The following is a 17183-nucleotide window of genomic DNA, read 5'->3' on the forward strand; positions in this document are numbered from 1 at the left end:
TGCATTTTGGTAAACTACACGCCTATACAATCGCCCGATGAACTCTTTGGCGAACTGTTCCAGGATGTTCAACTGGGCAACGTTTTTCCGGATTCTAAAACCTTCGTCGATTGCATTCCGGAGCTGGCACCAGCCGACATTGTCGCTCTGTACAACTCGGAGAAATTCAAACCGGATTTCAACCTCAAAGCCTTTGTCGACAAGTATTTTATGTTACCCAGCAAACCCGCGGGTGACTACGTCAGTGACACCACCGTAAGCACCCAGGCGCATATCAACGAGCTGTGGGACGAGCTGACCCGACCCGCCGATCCGCACGTGCCGGGTAGTTCCCGTCTGCCCCTGCCGCATCCGTATATTGTACCGGGTGGGCGCTTCCGCGAAATCTTTTACTGGGATAGCTACTTTACCATGCTCGGCCTGAAAGAGGCTGGGCGGGTAGACCTGATCCGCAGCATGATCGACAATTTTGCGTTCCTGATCGACGAATTTGGCTTTATTCCGAATGGCAACCGAACGTATTTTTTGAGCCGGTCGCAGCCGCCTTTTTTTGCGCTGATGGTAAAACTGCTCGCCGACATAGAGGGGCCTGATACGTTGACCACATACCTGCCGCAGCTACAGCGAGAATATGATTTCTGGATGGCAGGACAGGAGGAACTGACTTCTGTTCAGTCAATAGCCAGACGAGTCGCTCTACTGCCCGACGAAAGCGTGCTAAACCGCTACTGGGACGACCGGATAACGCCCCGGCCGGAGGCTTTCCGAGCCGAGTATCAATTGGCTCTAAAGGCTGTCGAACAGAAAATTGATACCGAAGCCTTACATCATCACTTGCGGGCCGCCTGCGAATCGGGCTGGGATTTTAGCAGCCGCTGGTGGCTCAATCACTCGCACGCGATGGTATCTACACGTACCGCCGACATTATACCGGTCGATCTGAATTGTGTGCTGTATTCACTGGAAACAACGCTCCGGGACATATACCAGATTAGCCCCGAGAATCAGGAACGTAGTGGTCTGTTTGCTGCAGCGGCCGAAGTCCGAAAAGAATGTATTCAAAAGACGTTCTGGAATGAAGAAACCGGTTTTTTTCATGATTACGATGCCGTCGCGAAACGACAAACCGACGACGTAACGCTGGCGGGCGTGTTTCCGCTGTTCTTCCGGTTGGCAACGCCCGAACAGGCCAGCCGTGTTCACGACCAACTTAAGACTGACTTTCTGCAAGCGGGCGGGTGGGTCACAACGCTGGTTGAATCAGGACAGCAGTGGGACTGGCCGAATGGATGGGCACCTTTGCAATGGATCGTTTACAAAGGCCTAATGAACTATGGCTTTGCTGAAACCGCCCGCGAAGGCCGCGACCGCTGGCTAGCGCTTAACGACAAAGTGTTTAAGGCTACCCGTAAAATGACCGAAAAATACAACGTTGTCGACGCGTCACTGAAAGCCGGTGGGGGCAGTTACACCAACCAGGATGGCTTCGGCTGGACTAACGGCGTTTATCTGGCGCTGGCTGCGCAAAGAGTGAATGAGTGATAGCATGGATTGATTAGCTGGAGTGGCGGTCAGAATTCTATTTGAAGTATAAGTCATTGATTGGCAGTAGGTTATCTTGTGTCTGTTTTGTGGCAAAATCTATGAAAACGGGGTTCAATCTACCGTTTCGTGTTAATCACTAATTTACTTATTCGAAAATTTGCTTATTAAAAGTAATCGTGGCATCGTATTTGATTGCGTAGGACTGTAACCTTATTCGCATTAAGCAACAATCAAGTACGCCATGAAAAAGCTCCTCGTAACCGTGCTGGCGGCCGGTATGACGACCGCTTCGTATTGCCAAAAGACATTCATTTTATCCCATCAGGATAAAAAAGGATTCTTTGCCGTTTCGGCTGGGGCTAGTGTACCGGTTGGGCGATTTGCGAGTTCTTCGCCAACGGACGAGCAGGCGGGGATGGCTGGTCGAGGTATCGTTCTGAGCCTGGCAGCGGGTTACCGGATCGTGGGGCCAGTAGGCTTAATGGTCCGGGCCGAGCAGCATCGGAATACGGTGCAAACCCAGCGTATGGTAGATAATCTGTACCGAAGCGAGACCGATGTCTGGACGGCGCAAGCGGATAACTGGTCAGTTACTACGTTTATGGGCGGGCCGTATATGGTCTTTCCGATGGGGCGTTTTACGATCGATGCCCGCCTATTGGCTGGACAGGCTACGGCGGTGATGCCAAATACGGCTATGAACGGTAACTTCGGACGGGTTGAGATGGGGGTTAAAACCACTGGATCACAAAGTACGGCGACGGCATTCGGGGGCGGGCTGGCTGTTCGCTACCGACTGGGCCGCAGCTTTTCTCTGCATCTGAACAGCGATTATACCCGTTCGCAATTTCAGTTTAATAACTTGACCTCTACGGCCTGGAGCAGCAACGGGCGCTCCGAAAGTTCGCAGTATAGCAGCGACCGCATTGTTAGCGTTCTCGGTGTTTCGGCGGGCGTATCCATTTTGTTTGGTAACGGTAACCGTCCATTCTAGCAACCGCTCACTGGCTCGGGCGACAACTCATCCGCTTCTGTTTGCAACCCTTCCGGCAACCGCGTAGTTTAGTAGTTGACTATCGTTGATTCAGACTATGACACCGCTTCGCCGACACGCCGTCCTCCGACGCGTTAAAGACATTACGCTCAGTACTACCTTAAGCCTGGCTTTGCTTAACGGCGCGGCTGTACTTCAGAGTTGCAGTAACAACTCCGATAGTGAGGCCGAACAGACCGAAACGCAGTTCAAGCGGGGTGTTCGGACCTACATCACCGAAACCGCACCCGGCAATTTCAAGATCACCGATGAGGTTGAGGCCGAGCCCGATAAAGCGGGGGCGATTGTTAACTACTTTGACGGCCACCGGGATACGCTGAGCGTCGAAGCCGCCAAACGACTCGTCGAGACAGATCAATCGACCCGGACCTATCTTGACAATCCGGCTGCGTACGGCTCCCACCACCACAACGGATTGGCCAATGCGTTACTGTGGGGTGGACTGGGCTACATGATCGGCCGGTCGACAGCTCCGCAGTACCGCGATTACGAGCGTCGGTACGGGTCGGGGGTTTACGCAAATTCAGGTCTGTACGAGCGGTCGAACCAGCTTCGGGAAAACGTTCGCTCTTCCCGCGTAACCCGCACCGTTCGTCCATCAAGTGGCCGAAGTGGGTTCTTCGGTGGTCGCAGCCGCAGCTTCTCGGGCTAAGTTGATCGATACGTACCATCAAGCAGGGTGAAAGTCAACCCAACTGATTTACAAACCAGTACGATTGGGGTGGCCCTGCCGTATGGCCATGTGTACTGCACGAAAAATACCCTTAACTTCGCGTATGAATCGGGAAAAAAATCGGGAGCGGCTGCGGCAGGAGGAGTTCGATATTTGTGTAATTGGCGCTGGAGCAAGCGGTGCCGGAGCGGCTTTAGATGCAGCCTTACGTGGGTACCGGGTGGCCTTAATCGACCGGGGGGATATAGCCGGGGAAACGTCTTCGCGATCAACCAAGTTGATTCATGGCGGAGTGCGGTACCTGGAGCAAGCGATCAAAAAACTGGATCTGGCTCAGCTTCGGCAGGTACGACATGGGCTGGCTGAACGCCGGACGGTGATTCGTAATGCTCCGCACCTAGCGCATCCGCTGGCCTTGCTGACCCCCGTGTTCAGCGCTTTTGAGGGTCTTTACATGTCCATCGGCCTGACCTTATACGGATTCTTCGCGGGGCAGGATGCGTTTCCGAAGGGCCGCTGGCTCAATAAAGCGCAGGCCCTCGCCAAAATGCCGACGCTGAACTCCCGTATGCACAGTGCCGTACTGTATTACGATGGGCAGTTCAACGACGCACGTTATGCCCTGGCCCTGGCTCATTCGGCCGACGAAGCCGGAGCTGTGGTGGCGAACTACATGTCCGTAACAGGCTTTGAGCAGACAAAAGAGAAACTTAAAGCAGCTGTCGTGGAAGATCAACTTACGGGTGAGACGTTCTCCATTCGGGCCAGGCTGTTTCTGAACTGTACGGGACCATACGCGGATGGAATTCGGTTGTTGGCTAACCCAGCCCTCGAGCGCCGTATCCGACCCAGCAAAGGCGTTCACATCGTATTGCCGCGCGAAACGCTGAAGAGTGACTGCGCTATACTAATCCCGAAAACCGCCGATGGACGGGTTGTATTCGCCATTCCATTCGAGGATAACGTATTTGTAGGGACAACCGACGATGACTATACCGATCTGAAGCGCGAACCCGTTCTGGAACCGGCTGAGGTCGATTATCTGCTCGAAACCTTACAACCTTATCTGGCTAAAATGCCGACCCAGACCGAAATCCAGGCTGGTTTTGGTGGTATCCGGCCGTTGATTGTGAGCAGCCGGGCCAATACCAAAACGCTGTTACGTGACCATGAAGTCGAATATGACCCGGCTTCCGGCTTGCTGAGCTTACTGGGGGGTAAATGGACAACGTACCGACTGATGGCTCAGGATGCAATTGACCGGGCTGGCGACTTGCTCGATACCAACGTACCGAGCGCTACGGAACAGCATTATTTAGTCGGGGGCGAAGGGTATCGGTTTGACGATTGGCTACTGCTGCAAAATCGCTACGGCTTACCGACCGATGCATGTCAGCACCTCATGCGAACCTACGGCAGTCGGGCCGAGCGAGTCGCGCAACTGACGCAGAAGCAACCCGCATTGGCGCAGCGGCTGATGGCTGATCACCCATTTCTGAGCGCCGAAGTCGTCTATCAGGTGCGCGAAGAGATGGCCGTTACGCTTCGCGACGTACTAGCCCGGCGCTGGCGGCTTGAGTTGGCAGATTGGCGCTTAACCGCGCAGGTGACTCCCCGCGTTGCCGAACTCATGGCCAACGAACTGGGCTGGACTGATTCGTATAGTCGGGGACAGGTTACCTCGTATCAGGCATTGCTGGCGTCGTTTGTGAAGCAAGCCGGTTTAGCGCCCGGCCAGCCCGAAATGGCCACGGCCTGATTAAGCCAGAAAACGGGACTTTAATGCTGGATTGGGCAATAGGCACGCGTCGCGTTTGCCGAACCAGCGGTAGCGGTTACGGGCAATGAAGCTGTATAAGGCGTCCCGAATGGGTTTGGGAATAATGATAAATCCATAAAGAAGAGGCCAGGCCCCTGATAACTGGCGGGCCACCCGTAGCGCAGCCGTCGATTGCTCGTAGAAGCGGCCATTTTCCCAAACCACAAAGGAATCAAACCTGGCGGTCGATCGGCCAAGCGTATGTAATACATTCTGACCTAAATCCGATTGCAGGGAAGCGAACCGAAAATACGCCTTTGGATCGCGTTCAATAACAAACGTAACGGCGGCATTGCAGAGATTGCAAACACCGTCAAATAAAAGCAGGGGCTGAGTCGGTTGCGTGAGCATGGCTACTTCCGTAACAACAAACCACAGCAATACGTGCTACTTTCGCTTTATGGGCTGGTGCTGCATCAGATCATTGATTAGCTTCTCGACTTGAAGAACTGGCATCTTCACCACCAAGTGCTGGTGCCCTTTACCCGCATCGTCCCAACCGTTCGAGCCATCGGCGTTCAGCGTTAACCGACCTGATTTAACCGTATAGTACGGTGTGTAACCCTTGACGCCAACAAGTACTGCCGTCTGGTCCCAGCTCATGCGTCCACCAGCGTCTTCTTTAGCTAAGGGTAGGCAAATCCTGAACACATCCTTAACCGGGCTGTTCTGAATGGACGCATTTTGCGTCAAGGGTAAACCACTGTGAATCTTCTCGCCGATTTCGAAACCACTGAGTACAACGGGCGTTGGCCAGTCGGCGAAAACAACTTTGGAAGCAGGCGTGTCTTTAAAAACGTTGTACTCCCGGCCGCTCGGAAATTTACCGGCCATGCTGACCAGATTTTTTACTTTCTGCTGAACGAGCTCTTTACCCGGCAGCTTTGAGTACTGATCGGGTTTAGACGCCAGCAGATTCGCCAGGTTGGTCATGAACCCGACCGTTACCACCGTTACGCTGCGATCGGGCTGTTTGGCAAGAATCTGGCGGTAAAGGGCAACGGCGTCGGGGACTTCATCATTGGATTTAACTTTGTGCGGATACCGGGCCACGAGCGTATCGGACCAGTGCTGCACATCTTTATCGGTAACGGCCGGACCTTTTGGTATGCCGATGGGTACGTTTGGCCGACCAAAATACGTATTCAACACGCTCAGGACCGGCGTTACGTTTGGGTAGTTGGTGCTGGCGATGGTCGCCAGGATCTGCGCCTGACCGCTGTCGGCAAAGGCGTGCAGCAACGTAATGGCCCCTACGTCATCGTAGTCAGGTCCCATATCCGTATCAAAAATTACAGGCACAGGCATAGTATTTCGAGCCGATTGGGCCCCGGTTTTACCGGCCATCAGCAGAAACAGCAGTCCAAACAAAACAGGCGTGATACGGGTCATAAGCAGAGTTGTTTTGCAAAAAGAACACGAACGCTGGCTCTCTACTTTCTTTTCCACATGATTTCGCTCAAAACCCTTACAACCTCACCTGATACGCAACTTCGAAATCTCGGCTGGGATTGGATGCTTGGTCAGGACACCCTGCCTTATCTGGCTAACGAAGTGGTGATCGTCAGCCCGGCCGAAGCCGATGCGTATTACGAAGCGGCCAATGAGTTGTACGAGATGCTGGTGGCCGCCGGGCAGCACGTAATCGACCAAAACCGCTTTGCCGAACTGGGCATACCCACTAATCTGGTCGAACTGATTAAGCAATCCTGGGACGACGATCGGCACATTCACCTATACGGGCGATTCGATCTGGCGGGCGGCCTGAACGGCAAACCAATAAAATTAATCGAATTCAATGCCGATACGGCTACCTGTCTGCCCGAAACCGCCGTAGTACAGTATGCGCACCTACGGGCAAATGGGCTGGATGAAAGTCAGCAGTTTAACGCCGTATTTGAAACGCTGACGAGTCAGTTTGAGGAGTTGCTGGCCGTAAACCCGGATTTGCAGCCGACCTTACTTTTATCGGCTATGCGCGATTTTCCGGAGGACGATGCGAACGTAGCGTTACTGGGCGAAGCTGCGCGGGAAGCTGGTTTTGAGGTGGAATTCGATTTTATTGATAACGTGGAGTTTTCAGCAGAAGAGGGCATCTTCTGGCAAAATTCAAAAAACGGTCAGTTCGAAAAACTTGATTTCTGGTTTAAGCTGGTTCCTTGGGAGTCGATCGCCGAAGATGAGCCGGAACTGACGCAGATACTGGCCGAAATCGTGCAGAAGCGGTTAGCTGTGGTGCTCAATCCGGCTTATACGCTGCTTTTTCAGTCGAAGTACATCCTGAAAATTCTGTGGGAGCTATATCCCAATCATCCGCTTTTGCTCGAAACCGCTTTGCAGCCGTTGGCCGGAAAGCCGTGCGTAGAGAAAGTGCTGTTTGGCCGGGAAGGTGCCAACGTCCGTATCCTGAATGCCGACGGCAGTGAGCGGAAGGCCGTAGATGGCGAATACAGCGCCTATCCCAAAATTTACCAGGAATACGTTGAGTTCATCCAGGATTCGGCGGGCAATACGTATCAGGCGGGTGTGTTCTATGCGGGTGATGGATGTGGACTTGGATTTCGGAAGGGCGGCCTCATCCTTGATAACGGAGCCGGGTTTGTAGGCCACGTAATTCAATAAAAAAGTGGCCTACATTTCTATAGGCCACAGTGTAGTTACGGCAGGATAATGGCAAACCCAACTAACTTAGTTTCCTTCTTGTGACTTCAGCGCTTTCCGCTGCCGTTTGCGCTCCATAAACTGCGCACGCTGTTCGGGCGTCATGGCGTTCAGGCGGGCCTGTACCCGGTCGCGGTGGGATAATTTAAAGGCTTTCCGTTCGGCGGGTGTCATCTGGGCCAGTTTAGCCTGACGTTCGGCTTTGCGGGCTTCGCGTTGCTCTGGCGTTAGTTTAGGTCTTACGGCATGTGGCTGCGTCTGGGCATACGCCCCAGCGGATATAAATACGGTCATGACGACCATCAGCACCCGGTTCGCTCTCATAGGGTTTATCGATTTATGGCTGTTGGATAACGAAAGAGAACAAAGGTTTAATCAATGTACATTCGTTTTTGGTTCATGGATGTAACCTCATCTGTGCAGCGAGTAATTATGCCAGATACAGGTAGCCAACCGAACGCTGGTTATGACTAATTTGAGCCTTTACCTACAAGCCATTGTTTACATTGCCGCCGGAGTTAATCATTTTCTGAACCCAAAAATGTATTTGGCAATTATGCCGCCCTACGTACCGGCGCATGGCCTAATGGTTACGTTAAGTGGTATCGCTGAGGTTGTATTAGGTGTTGGGCTGTTGTTCCCGGCGACGCGGTCGATATCGGCCTGGGGATTAATTTTAGTACTGATTGCCGTTTTTCCGGCCAATCTCTACATGGCTACGTCCAGCCGGTTCAGAAAATTTCCGGCCTGGTTACGCTGGGCCCGGTTACCCTTGCAAGGAGTGCTGATCTGGTGGGCGTATCAGTATACGTAAAAGCATAGCTCACCAAAAGCGGTTTGCACTTCCAGCGGCACTTACCATAAATTGGGCACTAGCTTCCCTACGTATGAGTTTACGTTACGTGTTATACGCGAACCCCCAATGCATGTAGAACAAATACCGTGACCTATCTCGACGTAAAAAACACACTGCTCTCGCTGGAACAACCCGAACGAGCATCGTTTGCAGCCCGATTTTTTCAAGTCAGGCCAGGCCATTACGGCGAAGGCGACCAGTTTTTGGGCTTATCCATGCCGCAGCAGCACGCCGTTGCCAAACAATGTTTACAACTACAACCCGACGAAACCGAGCAGTTAGTGCGTGACCCATACCATGAATGCCGCATGACAGGCCTGTTGATCTGGGTGTATCAGGCCCGGTTTGGAAGGACTCGTAACTCTGGCCCGACAATTCGCACTAAGTACGGTCAGGCGGAGCTGGCTGACCGGTACGTAGCCAACCGGCGCTATGTTAATAACTGGGATCTTGTTGACTCGTCGAGCCCGGCTATTCTGGGTGAGTACCTGCTGCACACCGACCGCTCAATTCTGTATGAGCTAGCCGAAGAAGATCATCTGTGGACACAGCGCATCGCGATGGTGGCTACGCTGGCCTTCATCCGCCAGGGCCAGTTCAGCAACACCTTTGCTTTGGCTGAGCAGTTTATGCAGCGCAAACGGCACGACCTCGTCGATAAAGCTGTGGGCTGGATGCTTCGGGAAGTTGGCAAGCGCAATCTTGATGCGCTGGAAGAATTTCTGCACGACCATATTAGACAGATACCGCGCCCGGCATTACGTAACGCCATTTACAGTCTGGACCCAGCCAAAAAGCGGTATTATTTGGAATTGTAGATAGAAATTAACTCATTAATGAACAAGCCGTAACTTGCCGGCAAGACAGCCAGGTAGGATTAACTTGTGCTGACAGAGCTAAAAGTCAATATGTATCTTTATGAATTTAGCAATACCGTTGGCGGCCGGGCAGGTAATAAAAGCGCGCACCGCCACTCAACTGATTTTCCTGGTGTGTGGTTTAGGCATGTCGAGTTGGGCACCGATGATTCCCCTGGCCAAAGATCGTCTGGGGTTGAACGATGCCGACCTAGGCCTATTACTACTCTTATTGGGTGGTGGGTCCATGCTGATGATGCCAGCCTCAGGTTGGCTGGTGAGCCGCTTTGGTAGCCGCATTGTCATGGCTGGCGCAGCACTGCTGATGGCGCTTGTGCTGCCGCTTCTGCTTGTTCTTTCCTCCACCGTTACTATGGCTGTAGCGCTCTTTCTGTTCGGTTCCTGCATCGGAGCAATTGACGTAGCCATGAATGCGCATGGCGTACAGGTGCAGAATCTTTACGGAAAGCCTATCATGTCGTCCTTACACGGTTTGTTTAGTGTAGGCGGGCTGTTCGGCTCCCTTGGGTTGGGTTTCCTGATAAAGTTGGGGCTTAATCCGGTCTATGCCATTGTCAGTATTGCCGCCCTGATGGTTCTCATCACACTAACCCAGTATAGAAATTTGTTTCCTTTGGAAATAGAGCAACAAGCCATAGCTAAATTCTCGGCGACGGACCAAAAGCCAGCTAGTGCCAATCAACGGTTGAGCTGGCTAAATGGTCGTGTCTTATTCCTGGGCCTAATGTGCTTTGCTATTTTTCTGGCCGAAGGAGCGATTCTGGATTGGAGTGCTATCTTTTTGCGGGAGACCAAAGGAGCCGCTTCTGAATTTGCCGGAGTGGGCTATGCCGCCTTCTCGATCGCGATGGCGACGATGCGATTAGCTGGTGACAAACTAATCGCTCGCCTGAATGAGAAAACGGTGGTCGTCGGTGGAAGTTTGATCGGTGCCGCCGGATTGGCTCTTGCGGTCTTAAGTCCAGGGGTAGTTGGCGTACTAATAGGCTTTGTGCTGCTGGGCTTAGGGGCAGCTAACGTAGTACCCGTATTTTTCAGCGAAGCGGGCCGGCTACCTGGTATTTCACCCACAGCGAGTATTCCCGTCATTACGACGATTGGCTATACAGGTTTACTGACAGGCCCGGCATTGCTGGGCTTTATCGCTTACCATTTCTCGCTATCCATGGCTTTCGTCGCTGTAAGCTTACTGCTGGTGTTCGTCGCGCTGGCGTATGGAATGAAAGGAAAAGCGCTTCAAGCTTGACGTAAAGCTTCTATACGACCCATATCTGTAGGGGCGTGTCCGGACAAGATTAGTCCGCAAATGGACATTAAAAGTTAAGTTTAAAAGTTAAAGAGCTGATAGTGAGCAATTTGTTTTCGTGGCATACATGTTGATTAAAATCAATAGAGCTCAACGTTGATTTCAAAAGCTCTTTAAGTCTATGAGAAACCTGTCTGCTAAATCAATTTTCAATTTAATTATCCTGCTAACGACTTGGGTAGGTACTAGTGTAACAGTTAGAGCACAAATCAGCCAGCCTGTATCGTTGCCCGACACCGAGATACAAACAGTTCGCTCCCGCATCCTTAACGGAGAAACGTATCAGCTACTCGTTCACTTTCCGGATCAATATGATACCACTAAACGATACGATGTCTTGTATGTCCTGGATGGGCTTGATGCTTTTCCTATGGCCATTAGTTGTTTAGGTATTTTACACGGAGAGTGCGAAAAAAACTATCAGGAACCCATATTGATTGGCATCTCTGATGGAGCAATGATTGGCAAACCGGGAAACAAACGTGATCGCGATTATACGCCAACCGCATTTACAACTAAGTGGGGGGCAAGTGGCGGTGGCGGTGGGCCTAAATTCCTGCAATTTATAGAGCAAGAAGTAATACCCTTTGTTGAGAAACGATACCCCGTAAAACCAAATCGCGTACTGTATGGGTACTCGTATGGCGGATTATTCGCATCGTATGCTCTTCTATCTAATCCCAATCTGTTTCAAAAAGTACTGATCGGAAGTCCATCCTTGTTTGCAGATAACAATGTAATCGTACGAAAGCTCTTGCCGGATTACGCACATTCGCATACTGACTTATCAACAAAAGTCTGGTTGTCAGTGGGTCAAACAGATGAGAACCTTATTGACGATACCAAGGAATTTGCATCTGCTTTACAAAGTAAGAACTACCCGTCCCTACAGATCGAGTCTACGGTTTTACCCGGTCTGAATCATCTGACTGGCATACAACCTACGATGCTACAAGCACTGAAATGGGCATTTTGTACCGTTACGCCAACTAAATAACCGATTAAACAATCCAGCCGCTCTGTAATCTGGACCCGGCCAAGAAGCGGTATTATTTGGAATTGTAAGCGCAGGACTACGTTTTGTCTTCGAACAGGCCGACCTATACAGACCTGAACGGGCTGGAGAAGCAGTATCTCTTAAAAAATAATTGGTTATCATAAAGAGCGGGTTCAATAAAGGAGGTCAACATATGATTTGCTAACTTGATTCGATCTACTGAGTTTGTTTCTCATGAACCACCTATGTCTGCAATTTTAAAGGCCCACATCGAAAAACTACTTCAAAACGCTTTGCCCGACTACGAAGGCATTGAGCGGTTTTTTGTGCCAGTAGTACTGCACAAAAAACAGAATCTGCTCACAGAAGGCACCATATGCCGGAGCAACTACTTTGTGGTAAAGGGCTGTCTGAGAATGTTTTTTGTCAATGAAAAAGGCGTAGAGCAAACCGTACAGTTTGCTCTAGAGCGGTGGTGGTTAGCCGATTATACCTCGTTCTCCGCCCAAAGCCCGTCCGGCTTTTATATCCAGGCGGTGGAACCTTCCGAAATACTCAGCCTGACTCACAGTGCGCAGGAAGAACTGCTTCAGACTTATCCGCAGCTGGAACGTTATTTTCGACTAGTGCATCAGCGGGCGCATGCCGCTGCTCAGTTCCGTATCAGGATACTGTATGGCTATTCGCGAGAAGCGCTTTACCACCAATTCGTCCGTCGGTATCCTGAGTTTGTGCAGCGTATTCCGCAATACCTGCTTGCTTCTTTCTTGGGCTTTACGCCGGAATACCTCAGTGAACTGCGTGGTCGGAGTGCTTCTTAAACCAGTTTAAGTAAATGTGCTGCGCGTTGTTTCGACCTTTGCTGCATCAAAAAACAAGACTATGCAACAGCGCGTAAACATTGAAAAAACACTGCCCGGGGTATGGAAAGCGATGTATCATCTATCCGGTGCCATCGCCAGTTCAACACTCACCTCCATCCAGAAGCACCTGATCACAATCAGGGCCTCGCAACTTAACTCTTGCGCTTTCTGCCTCAATATGCATACGAAGGAAGCCTTGCAGGCTGGTGAACTGCCGCAACGTATCTTTCTGCTGAGTGCCTGGAAAGAGACCAGCCTGTTTACCCCCGAAGAGAAGGCTATACTAGCGCTGACAGAAGAGGTTACCCTCATTCATCAGTATGGTGTATCGGACGAAACGTACAGCCAGGCGCGATCTTTTTTTGATGATCAGACGATCGGCGAAATCATCAGTTTAATAGTGGTGATTAATTCCTGGAACCGCATTGCCGTTAGCACGCAGTTGCCTGTTCAGAAATAGCCGTTCCTGCCTATTTACAACAAAATCATGTGAGTTGCGGATTGTATCTGAACTAGATAGCAAAATCGGAGCCAGTATCCAGCAGTATTTGGTATGAACGCTGTTAGATACTGGCTTGCCTTCGCGATGCCAGTTTCGTATTCTATCGAATCCATTAAAGACTGGCAAAGATTGCGGTCGTCTTCGTAGCTATTTTCACCCTGGTGCTCAATCCGGGGGCCATGATGTAGGTAGGGACGCGACGTACCAATGGATTCAAAAGCACACTGGTCAGTATTTACTGGCCCATTACCACCGTGGGCTACGGAGACATTATGCCTGGCACGCCATTAGGAAAGTTAATTGCCAGTCTAATCCTGATGTTGGGTTACGTCATCATCGCTGTGCCAACCGGCATCGTGGCCATAAGCCTGTGGGTGCTTCAAACCGCATGCAGATTGTGCCTTGGTGCGCCCAAATTATGGACGCCAGGGTACGATCTGCATGCGGTTCATTGAAAATGTGCGAGCATCAGCTACAGGTCTGTTGCCATTGAAGGCGGGGCTTACGTATCCCCGTCTAACGAACGGGCCTGCCTGAGTAGCTAATTAAATGCTGCGTTATTTTTTGCTTCTTCCAGAATCTTCACCGCGTTCTGATAAGCATCAGCCCGAACCAGGTCCAGTTCAGCAATCTGTTTAGCACCGGCGACCGACAGCGTCTCGTAGGATTTCCTAAACTCACTCTCCAGGTTTTTGAGAACCGTCAAGGCTAAGATGTATTGGCCTTCTGTCATGGTTAACTTCGGTGTAAGGTGATTGTTGTATGGTTAATAGTGCAATATCTACTCAAGACCAACGAGTCAGGGGTTGGGCCAGAGCTACTTTTTTATTCAAAAATTAGTTTTACTTCCAGATGAATCAAATCGCTCACCGCCATACGCCTGACAAAGCTAGTTTCTGCTGGTGATGGATCGATTCTATCAGGTAACAGGCCATAAACCTGTTTTTTTTCGGTACTATGCCACCCCTTACAGAATTATCGACCTGATCTGCATCCGTCAACATATCCCAAGGAGAGCGCTACTGCTGCACCCCAACCAGATTCAGCATAAAGGCGTATTCCAACGCGATTTCTTTTAAGGCCTGGAAACGTCCCGATGCGCCACCGTGACCAGCTTCCATATTGGTGTGCAGCAACAACTGCGTTTCCTCGCCGGGATTATCTGTTTTCATCGTCCGCAGTTTGGCAACCCATTTGGCGGGCTCCCAGTACTGAACCTGCGAATCGTGCAGACCCGTCGTAACCAGCAGGTTCGGATACGCTTTCTTCGTTACGTTGTCGTAAGGCGAATACGATTTCATATAGTCGTAATACGTCTTGTTTTTCGGGTTGCCCCACTCCTCAAATTCACCCGTTGTCAGTGGGATACTTTCGTCCAGCATGGTCGTTACTACGTCCACAAACGGAACGGCGGCTACTACGCCCCGGTACAGCTGCGGAGCCTGGTTAATCACTGCACCCATCAGCAAACCGCCTGCACTACCACCCATTGCGAACAGCTTATCCGCGCTGGTATACTTGTTTTTGATGAGATACTCCGATACGTCCACGAAGTCGTTGAAGGTATTTTTCTTCTTGAGCATCTTGCCATCCTCGTACCACCGTCGGCCCATTTCCTGACCACCCCGGATGTGGGCAATGGCGAAGATGAAACCCCGGTCGAGCAGGCTGAGTCGGGTAGAGCTAAAGCCCGGATCGGTCGAATAACCGTACGAACCATACGAATACTGCAATAGCGGAGCCGAGCCGTTCTTAGGCGTTCCTTTGCGGTAAACCAGCGAAACCGGTACCTGAACACCATCGCGAGCGGTGGCATAGAAACGCTCTGATACGTAGTTGTTCTTGTCGAAGCCGCCCAGTACTTCCTGCTGTTTCATCAGCGTCTTTTCCTTCGTATCCATATTGTAATCGAAGGTAGAGCCAGGCGTAGTGAGCGACGCATACCCATACCGCAGGGTGTTCGTGTTGAAATCCGGATTATAGCCGATACCCGCTACGTAGGCCGGTTCGCCAAAGTCCAGGTATTCGTCAGCTTTAGTTTTTTGGTTAATAATCCGAATATTGGTCAGACCCGCTTTCCGCTCGCCCAGAACAAGGTGATTGGCAAATACGTCCAGATTGTCCAGATAAACATCCGGCCGGTGGGGAATCACTTCTTTCCAGGCCGCCCGATCCGCCGTTTTCCCTTCGGGAACTTCCATGAGCCGGAAGTTTTCGGCCTTCCAGTTGGTGCGAACGTAGAACTTGTCTTTGTAATGCACGATGTCGTACTCATGGCCTTTCTCACGGGGCAGAAACACCGTGAACGCACCCGCTGGCTGGCTGGCGTTCAGCAGCCAGTATTCGGTCGCGACGCCGTTATGGTCAACACCAATGGTGATGTACTTCTTCGACTTCGAGCGCCCCAGGCCCATATAAAACTGGTTGTCTTCTTCTTCGTACACCAAAACGTCCTGGTTGGGGTCTGTGCCTAGTACGTGCCGAAATACCTGATAGCCAAGTAGGGTCTGCGGGTCTTTCTTGATGTAAAAAAAGGTTTTATCATCCGTCGCCCAGGCGAAACTACCCGCTTCGGTATCGGGGATCAGTTCGGGATAGATTTGTCCTGTTTTCAGATTCTTGATACGTAGCGTGAACAGGCGACGGCTCACAGTATCCTCGCAGAAAAGCGCCAGTTCCTCATTGTCGGATACCTCGTAGCCGCCCAACTGGTAATAATTATGCCCTTTTGCCAGGGCGTTACCATCGAACATCACTTCCTCCGGACCCTGAAGTGACCCTTTCTTGCGGCAGTAGATTGGGTACTCGCCCCCCGTTACGTAGCGGGTGTAGTAGTAATAATTACCTTCTTTATACGGAACCGACTCATCCTGCTGCTTGATCCGACCCTTCATTTCCTCAAACAGCTTCTCCTGCAAATCCTTAACGGGAGCCAGTACCTGTTCGAGGTACGCATTTTCAGCTTTCAGGTAGTTGATCACCTCGGGGTTTTCGCGATCGTTGAGGTAATAATAATTGTCAATTCGCTTGTCGCCGTGGATTACTAATTCTTTGGGTTTGATGGCGGCTTTCGGAGCTTTTAGGGGTTGTGCTTCTGTCATACTGGGGAGCGTAAGCGTAGTAATAAAGAGTAAACACGTTCTGTTCATGGCAGTTTGCCGTTCCCGGTTCGTTTATGAAGTAAGTTTGTAAAAATAAGCCTTTGCCCCGGTAAATCGGCGTGAAGCAACGCGAACCATACGAAAACAACGTGTCGTTGCCGATACGTCCGATCCTGTCGACCAAAATATGCTTGAACTTGTTGTTGCCCGGTATCAGGAAGACCTGAGCTGGCTGCGTAAACGTCCCGACCGGCTTCGGGTGACGGTTTACGATAAAGGCGCTGATGGTTTGGCTGGAGCTAATGCCATTCCGTTGCCGAATATCGGCCGCGAAGCACATACGTATCTGCATCATATCGTCAGCCGCTATGACGATCTGGCCGAGTGGACGGTATTCTGCCAGGGCAAACCGTTCGATCATGCCTATGATTTCAAGAAGACCCTGCAACGCCTGGCCGAAGCGCCCGAAAGGGCATCGCTCTTTAGGTGGCTGGGGCACCTGATCGATACCGACGATGACCAGGGCGAGCGGCTGTTTCGACCCTGGAGTAAGAACGAGGACGGGCGCGGATTAGACCTTCGTGGCTTTCACCGGGCGTTGTTTGGTACCGACGGACCGGAGCTGTACACGTTTGTGCTCGGTGCGCAGTTTGTGGTTCATCGGGACGTAGTGCGTCAGCGGCCACTGGCTTTCTACGAGCGGGCGCTGGACGTAGCTGTTACGTTCCCCGACGCTGCCCACTGCTTTGAGCGTTGCTGGGACCGGGTACTTAACGTAACGGGTATTGATCGAGAATGGCTTGCGGGGCGGCAAACGGTATTTCTAAAGCCTATGCGCCACCAAACGCCTGCATCTGAAGAGTCGTCTCAGCATCTGGAACCATAAAAAGTTGAGCGGGATCCAAACGATTTCCCGCTTCTTCGTGTC

General features: G+C 51.4%; 17 protein-coding genes and 1 pseudogene. 13 read left to right on the plus strand and 5 right to left on the minus strand.

What is annotated here, in order from left to right; genetic code table 11:
- Positions 1 to 6: 6 nt before the first annotated feature.
- From treF to ACYVIY_RS16000, 4 genes are all read left to right on the plus strand, one after another.
- Positions 7 to 1542: an alpha,alpha-trehalase TreF gene (treF, locus tag ACYVIY_RS15985; protein WP_460977374.1), complete on the plus strand. Its 1536-nt coding sequence runs from the start codon at positions 7 to 9 to the stop codon at positions 1540 to 1542.
- 244 nt (positions 1543 to 1786) lie between these two features.
- The gene (locus tag ACYVIY_RS15990; RefSeq protein ID WP_460977375.1) at positions 1787 to 2539 is read left to right on the plus strand and encodes a hypothetical protein; all 753 of its coding nucleotides are present in this window, start codon (positions 1787 to 1789) and stop codon (positions 2537 to 2539) included.
- 97 nt (positions 2540 to 2636) lie between these two features.
- On the plus strand, positions 2637 to 3251 hold the full coding sequence (locus ACYVIY_RS15995; RefSeq protein ID WP_460977376.1) for a hypothetical protein: 615 nt from the start codon (positions 2637 to 2639) through the stop codon (positions 3249 to 3251).
- 124 nt (positions 3252 to 3375) lie between these two features.
- Positions 3376 to 5031: a glycerol-3-phosphate dehydrogenase/oxidase gene (locus ACYVIY_RS16000; RefSeq protein ID WP_460977377.1), complete on the plus strand. Its 1656-nt coding sequence runs from the start codon at positions 3376 to 3378 to the stop codon at positions 5029 to 5031.
- Here ACYVIY_RS16000 and ACYVIY_RS16005 read toward each other — a convergent pair whose 3' ends face one another.
- The gene (locus ACYVIY_RS16005) at positions 5032 to 5442 is read right to left on the minus strand and encodes a thiol-disulfide oxidoreductase DCC family protein (protein ID WP_460977378.1); all 411 of its coding nucleotides are present in this window, start codon (positions 5440 to 5442) and stop codon (positions 5032 to 5034) included.
- 36 nt (positions 5443 to 5478) lie between these two features.
- A complete protein-coding gene (locus ACYVIY_RS16010) occupies positions 5479 to 6483 on the minus strand; it encodes a nucleoside hydrolase (protein WP_460977379.1) in 1005 nt (334 codons plus the stop codon).
- A 57-nt stretch (positions 6484 to 6540) separates the two neighbouring features.
- On the opposite strand from ACYVIY_RS16010, the gene ACYVIY_RS16015 reads away from it, so the two are divergent.
- On the plus strand, positions 6541 to 7713 hold the full coding sequence (locus ACYVIY_RS16015; protein ID WP_460977380.1) for a glutathionylspermidine synthase family protein: 1173 nt from the start codon (positions 6541 to 6543) through the stop codon (positions 7711 to 7713).
- A 66-nt stretch (positions 7714 to 7779) separates the two neighbouring features.
- On the opposite strand, the gene ACYVIY_RS16020 is transcribed toward ACYVIY_RS16015, so the two are convergent.
- Entirely contained in the window at positions 7780 to 8076 is a 297-nt protein-coding gene (locus ACYVIY_RS16020; protein ID WP_460977381.1) for a hypothetical protein, read from the minus strand.
- Positions 8077 to 8218: 142 nt separating this feature from the next.
- On the opposite strand from ACYVIY_RS16020, the gene ACYVIY_RS16025 reads away from it, so the two are divergent.
- The 7 genes and pseudogenes from ACYVIY_RS16025 to ACYVIY_RS16055 all read left to right on the plus strand — a co-directional run.
- A complete protein-coding gene (locus ACYVIY_RS16025; protein WP_460977382.1) occupies positions 8219 to 8566 on the plus strand; it encodes a DoxX family protein in 348 nt (115 codons plus the stop codon).
- Positions 8567 to 8694: 128 nt separating this feature from the next.
- Complete coding sequence (locus ACYVIY_RS16030) at positions 8695 to 9426, plus strand: DNA alkylation repair protein (protein ID WP_460977383.1); 732 nt, start codon at positions 8695 to 8697, stop codon at positions 9424 to 9426.
- A 100-nt stretch (positions 9427 to 9526) separates the two neighbouring features.
- Positions 9527 to 10732 (plus strand): MFS transporter, encoded by a 1206-nt coding sequence (locus tag ACYVIY_RS16035; protein ID WP_460977384.1) that lies wholly within the window; start codon positions 9527 to 9529, stop codon positions 10730 to 10732.
- Between the two features lie 181 nt (positions 10733 to 10913).
- Positions 10914 to 11789 carry an alpha/beta hydrolase gene (locus ACYVIY_RS16040; RefSeq protein WP_460977385.1) on the plus strand — a complete coding sequence of 292 codons (876 nt, stop codon included), beginning with the start codon at positions 10914 to 10916 and terminating at the stop codon, positions 11787 to 11789.
- A gap of 245 nt (positions 11790 to 12034) precedes the next feature.
- Entirely contained in the window at positions 12035 to 12610 is a 576-nt protein-coding gene (locus tag ACYVIY_RS16045; protein WP_460977386.1) for a Crp/Fnr family transcriptional regulator, read from the plus strand.
- Positions 12611 to 12671: 61 nt separating this feature from the next.
- Positions 12672 to 13112 (plus strand): carboxymuconolactone decarboxylase family protein, encoded by a 441-nt coding sequence (locus ACYVIY_RS16050; protein WP_460977387.1) that lies wholly within the window; start codon positions 12672 to 12674, stop codon positions 13110 to 13112.
- Between the two features lie 257 nt (positions 13113 to 13369).
- A pseudogene (locus tag ACYVIY_RS16055) lies at positions 13370 to 13609 on the plus strand (ion channel); the annotation flags it as partial.
- Between the two features lie 86 nt (positions 13610 to 13695).
- On the opposite strand, the gene ACYVIY_RS16060 reads toward ACYVIY_RS16055, so the two are convergent.
- Complete coding sequence (locus tag ACYVIY_RS16060; RefSeq protein ID WP_460977388.1) at positions 13696 to 13887, minus strand: hypothetical protein; 192 nt, start codon at positions 13885 to 13887, stop codon at positions 13696 to 13698.
- Between the two features lie 286 nt (positions 13888 to 14173).
- The gene (locus ACYVIY_RS16065) at positions 14174 to 16255 is read right to left on the minus strand and encodes a S9 family peptidase (protein WP_460977389.1); all 2082 of its coding nucleotides are present in this window, start codon (positions 16253 to 16255) and stop codon (positions 14174 to 14176) included.
- A gap of 187 nt (positions 16256 to 16442) precedes the next feature.
- On the opposite strand from ACYVIY_RS16065, the gene ACYVIY_RS16070 reads away from it, so the two are divergent.
- Positions 16443 to 17141, plus strand: a complete 699-nt coding sequence (locus tag ACYVIY_RS16070) for a DUF3431 domain-containing protein (RefSeq protein ID WP_460977390.1) — start codon at positions 16443 to 16445, stop codon at positions 17139 to 17141.
- Positions 17142 to 17183 lie beyond the last annotated feature (42 nt).

Source organism: Spirosoma knui, assembly GCF_054780635.1.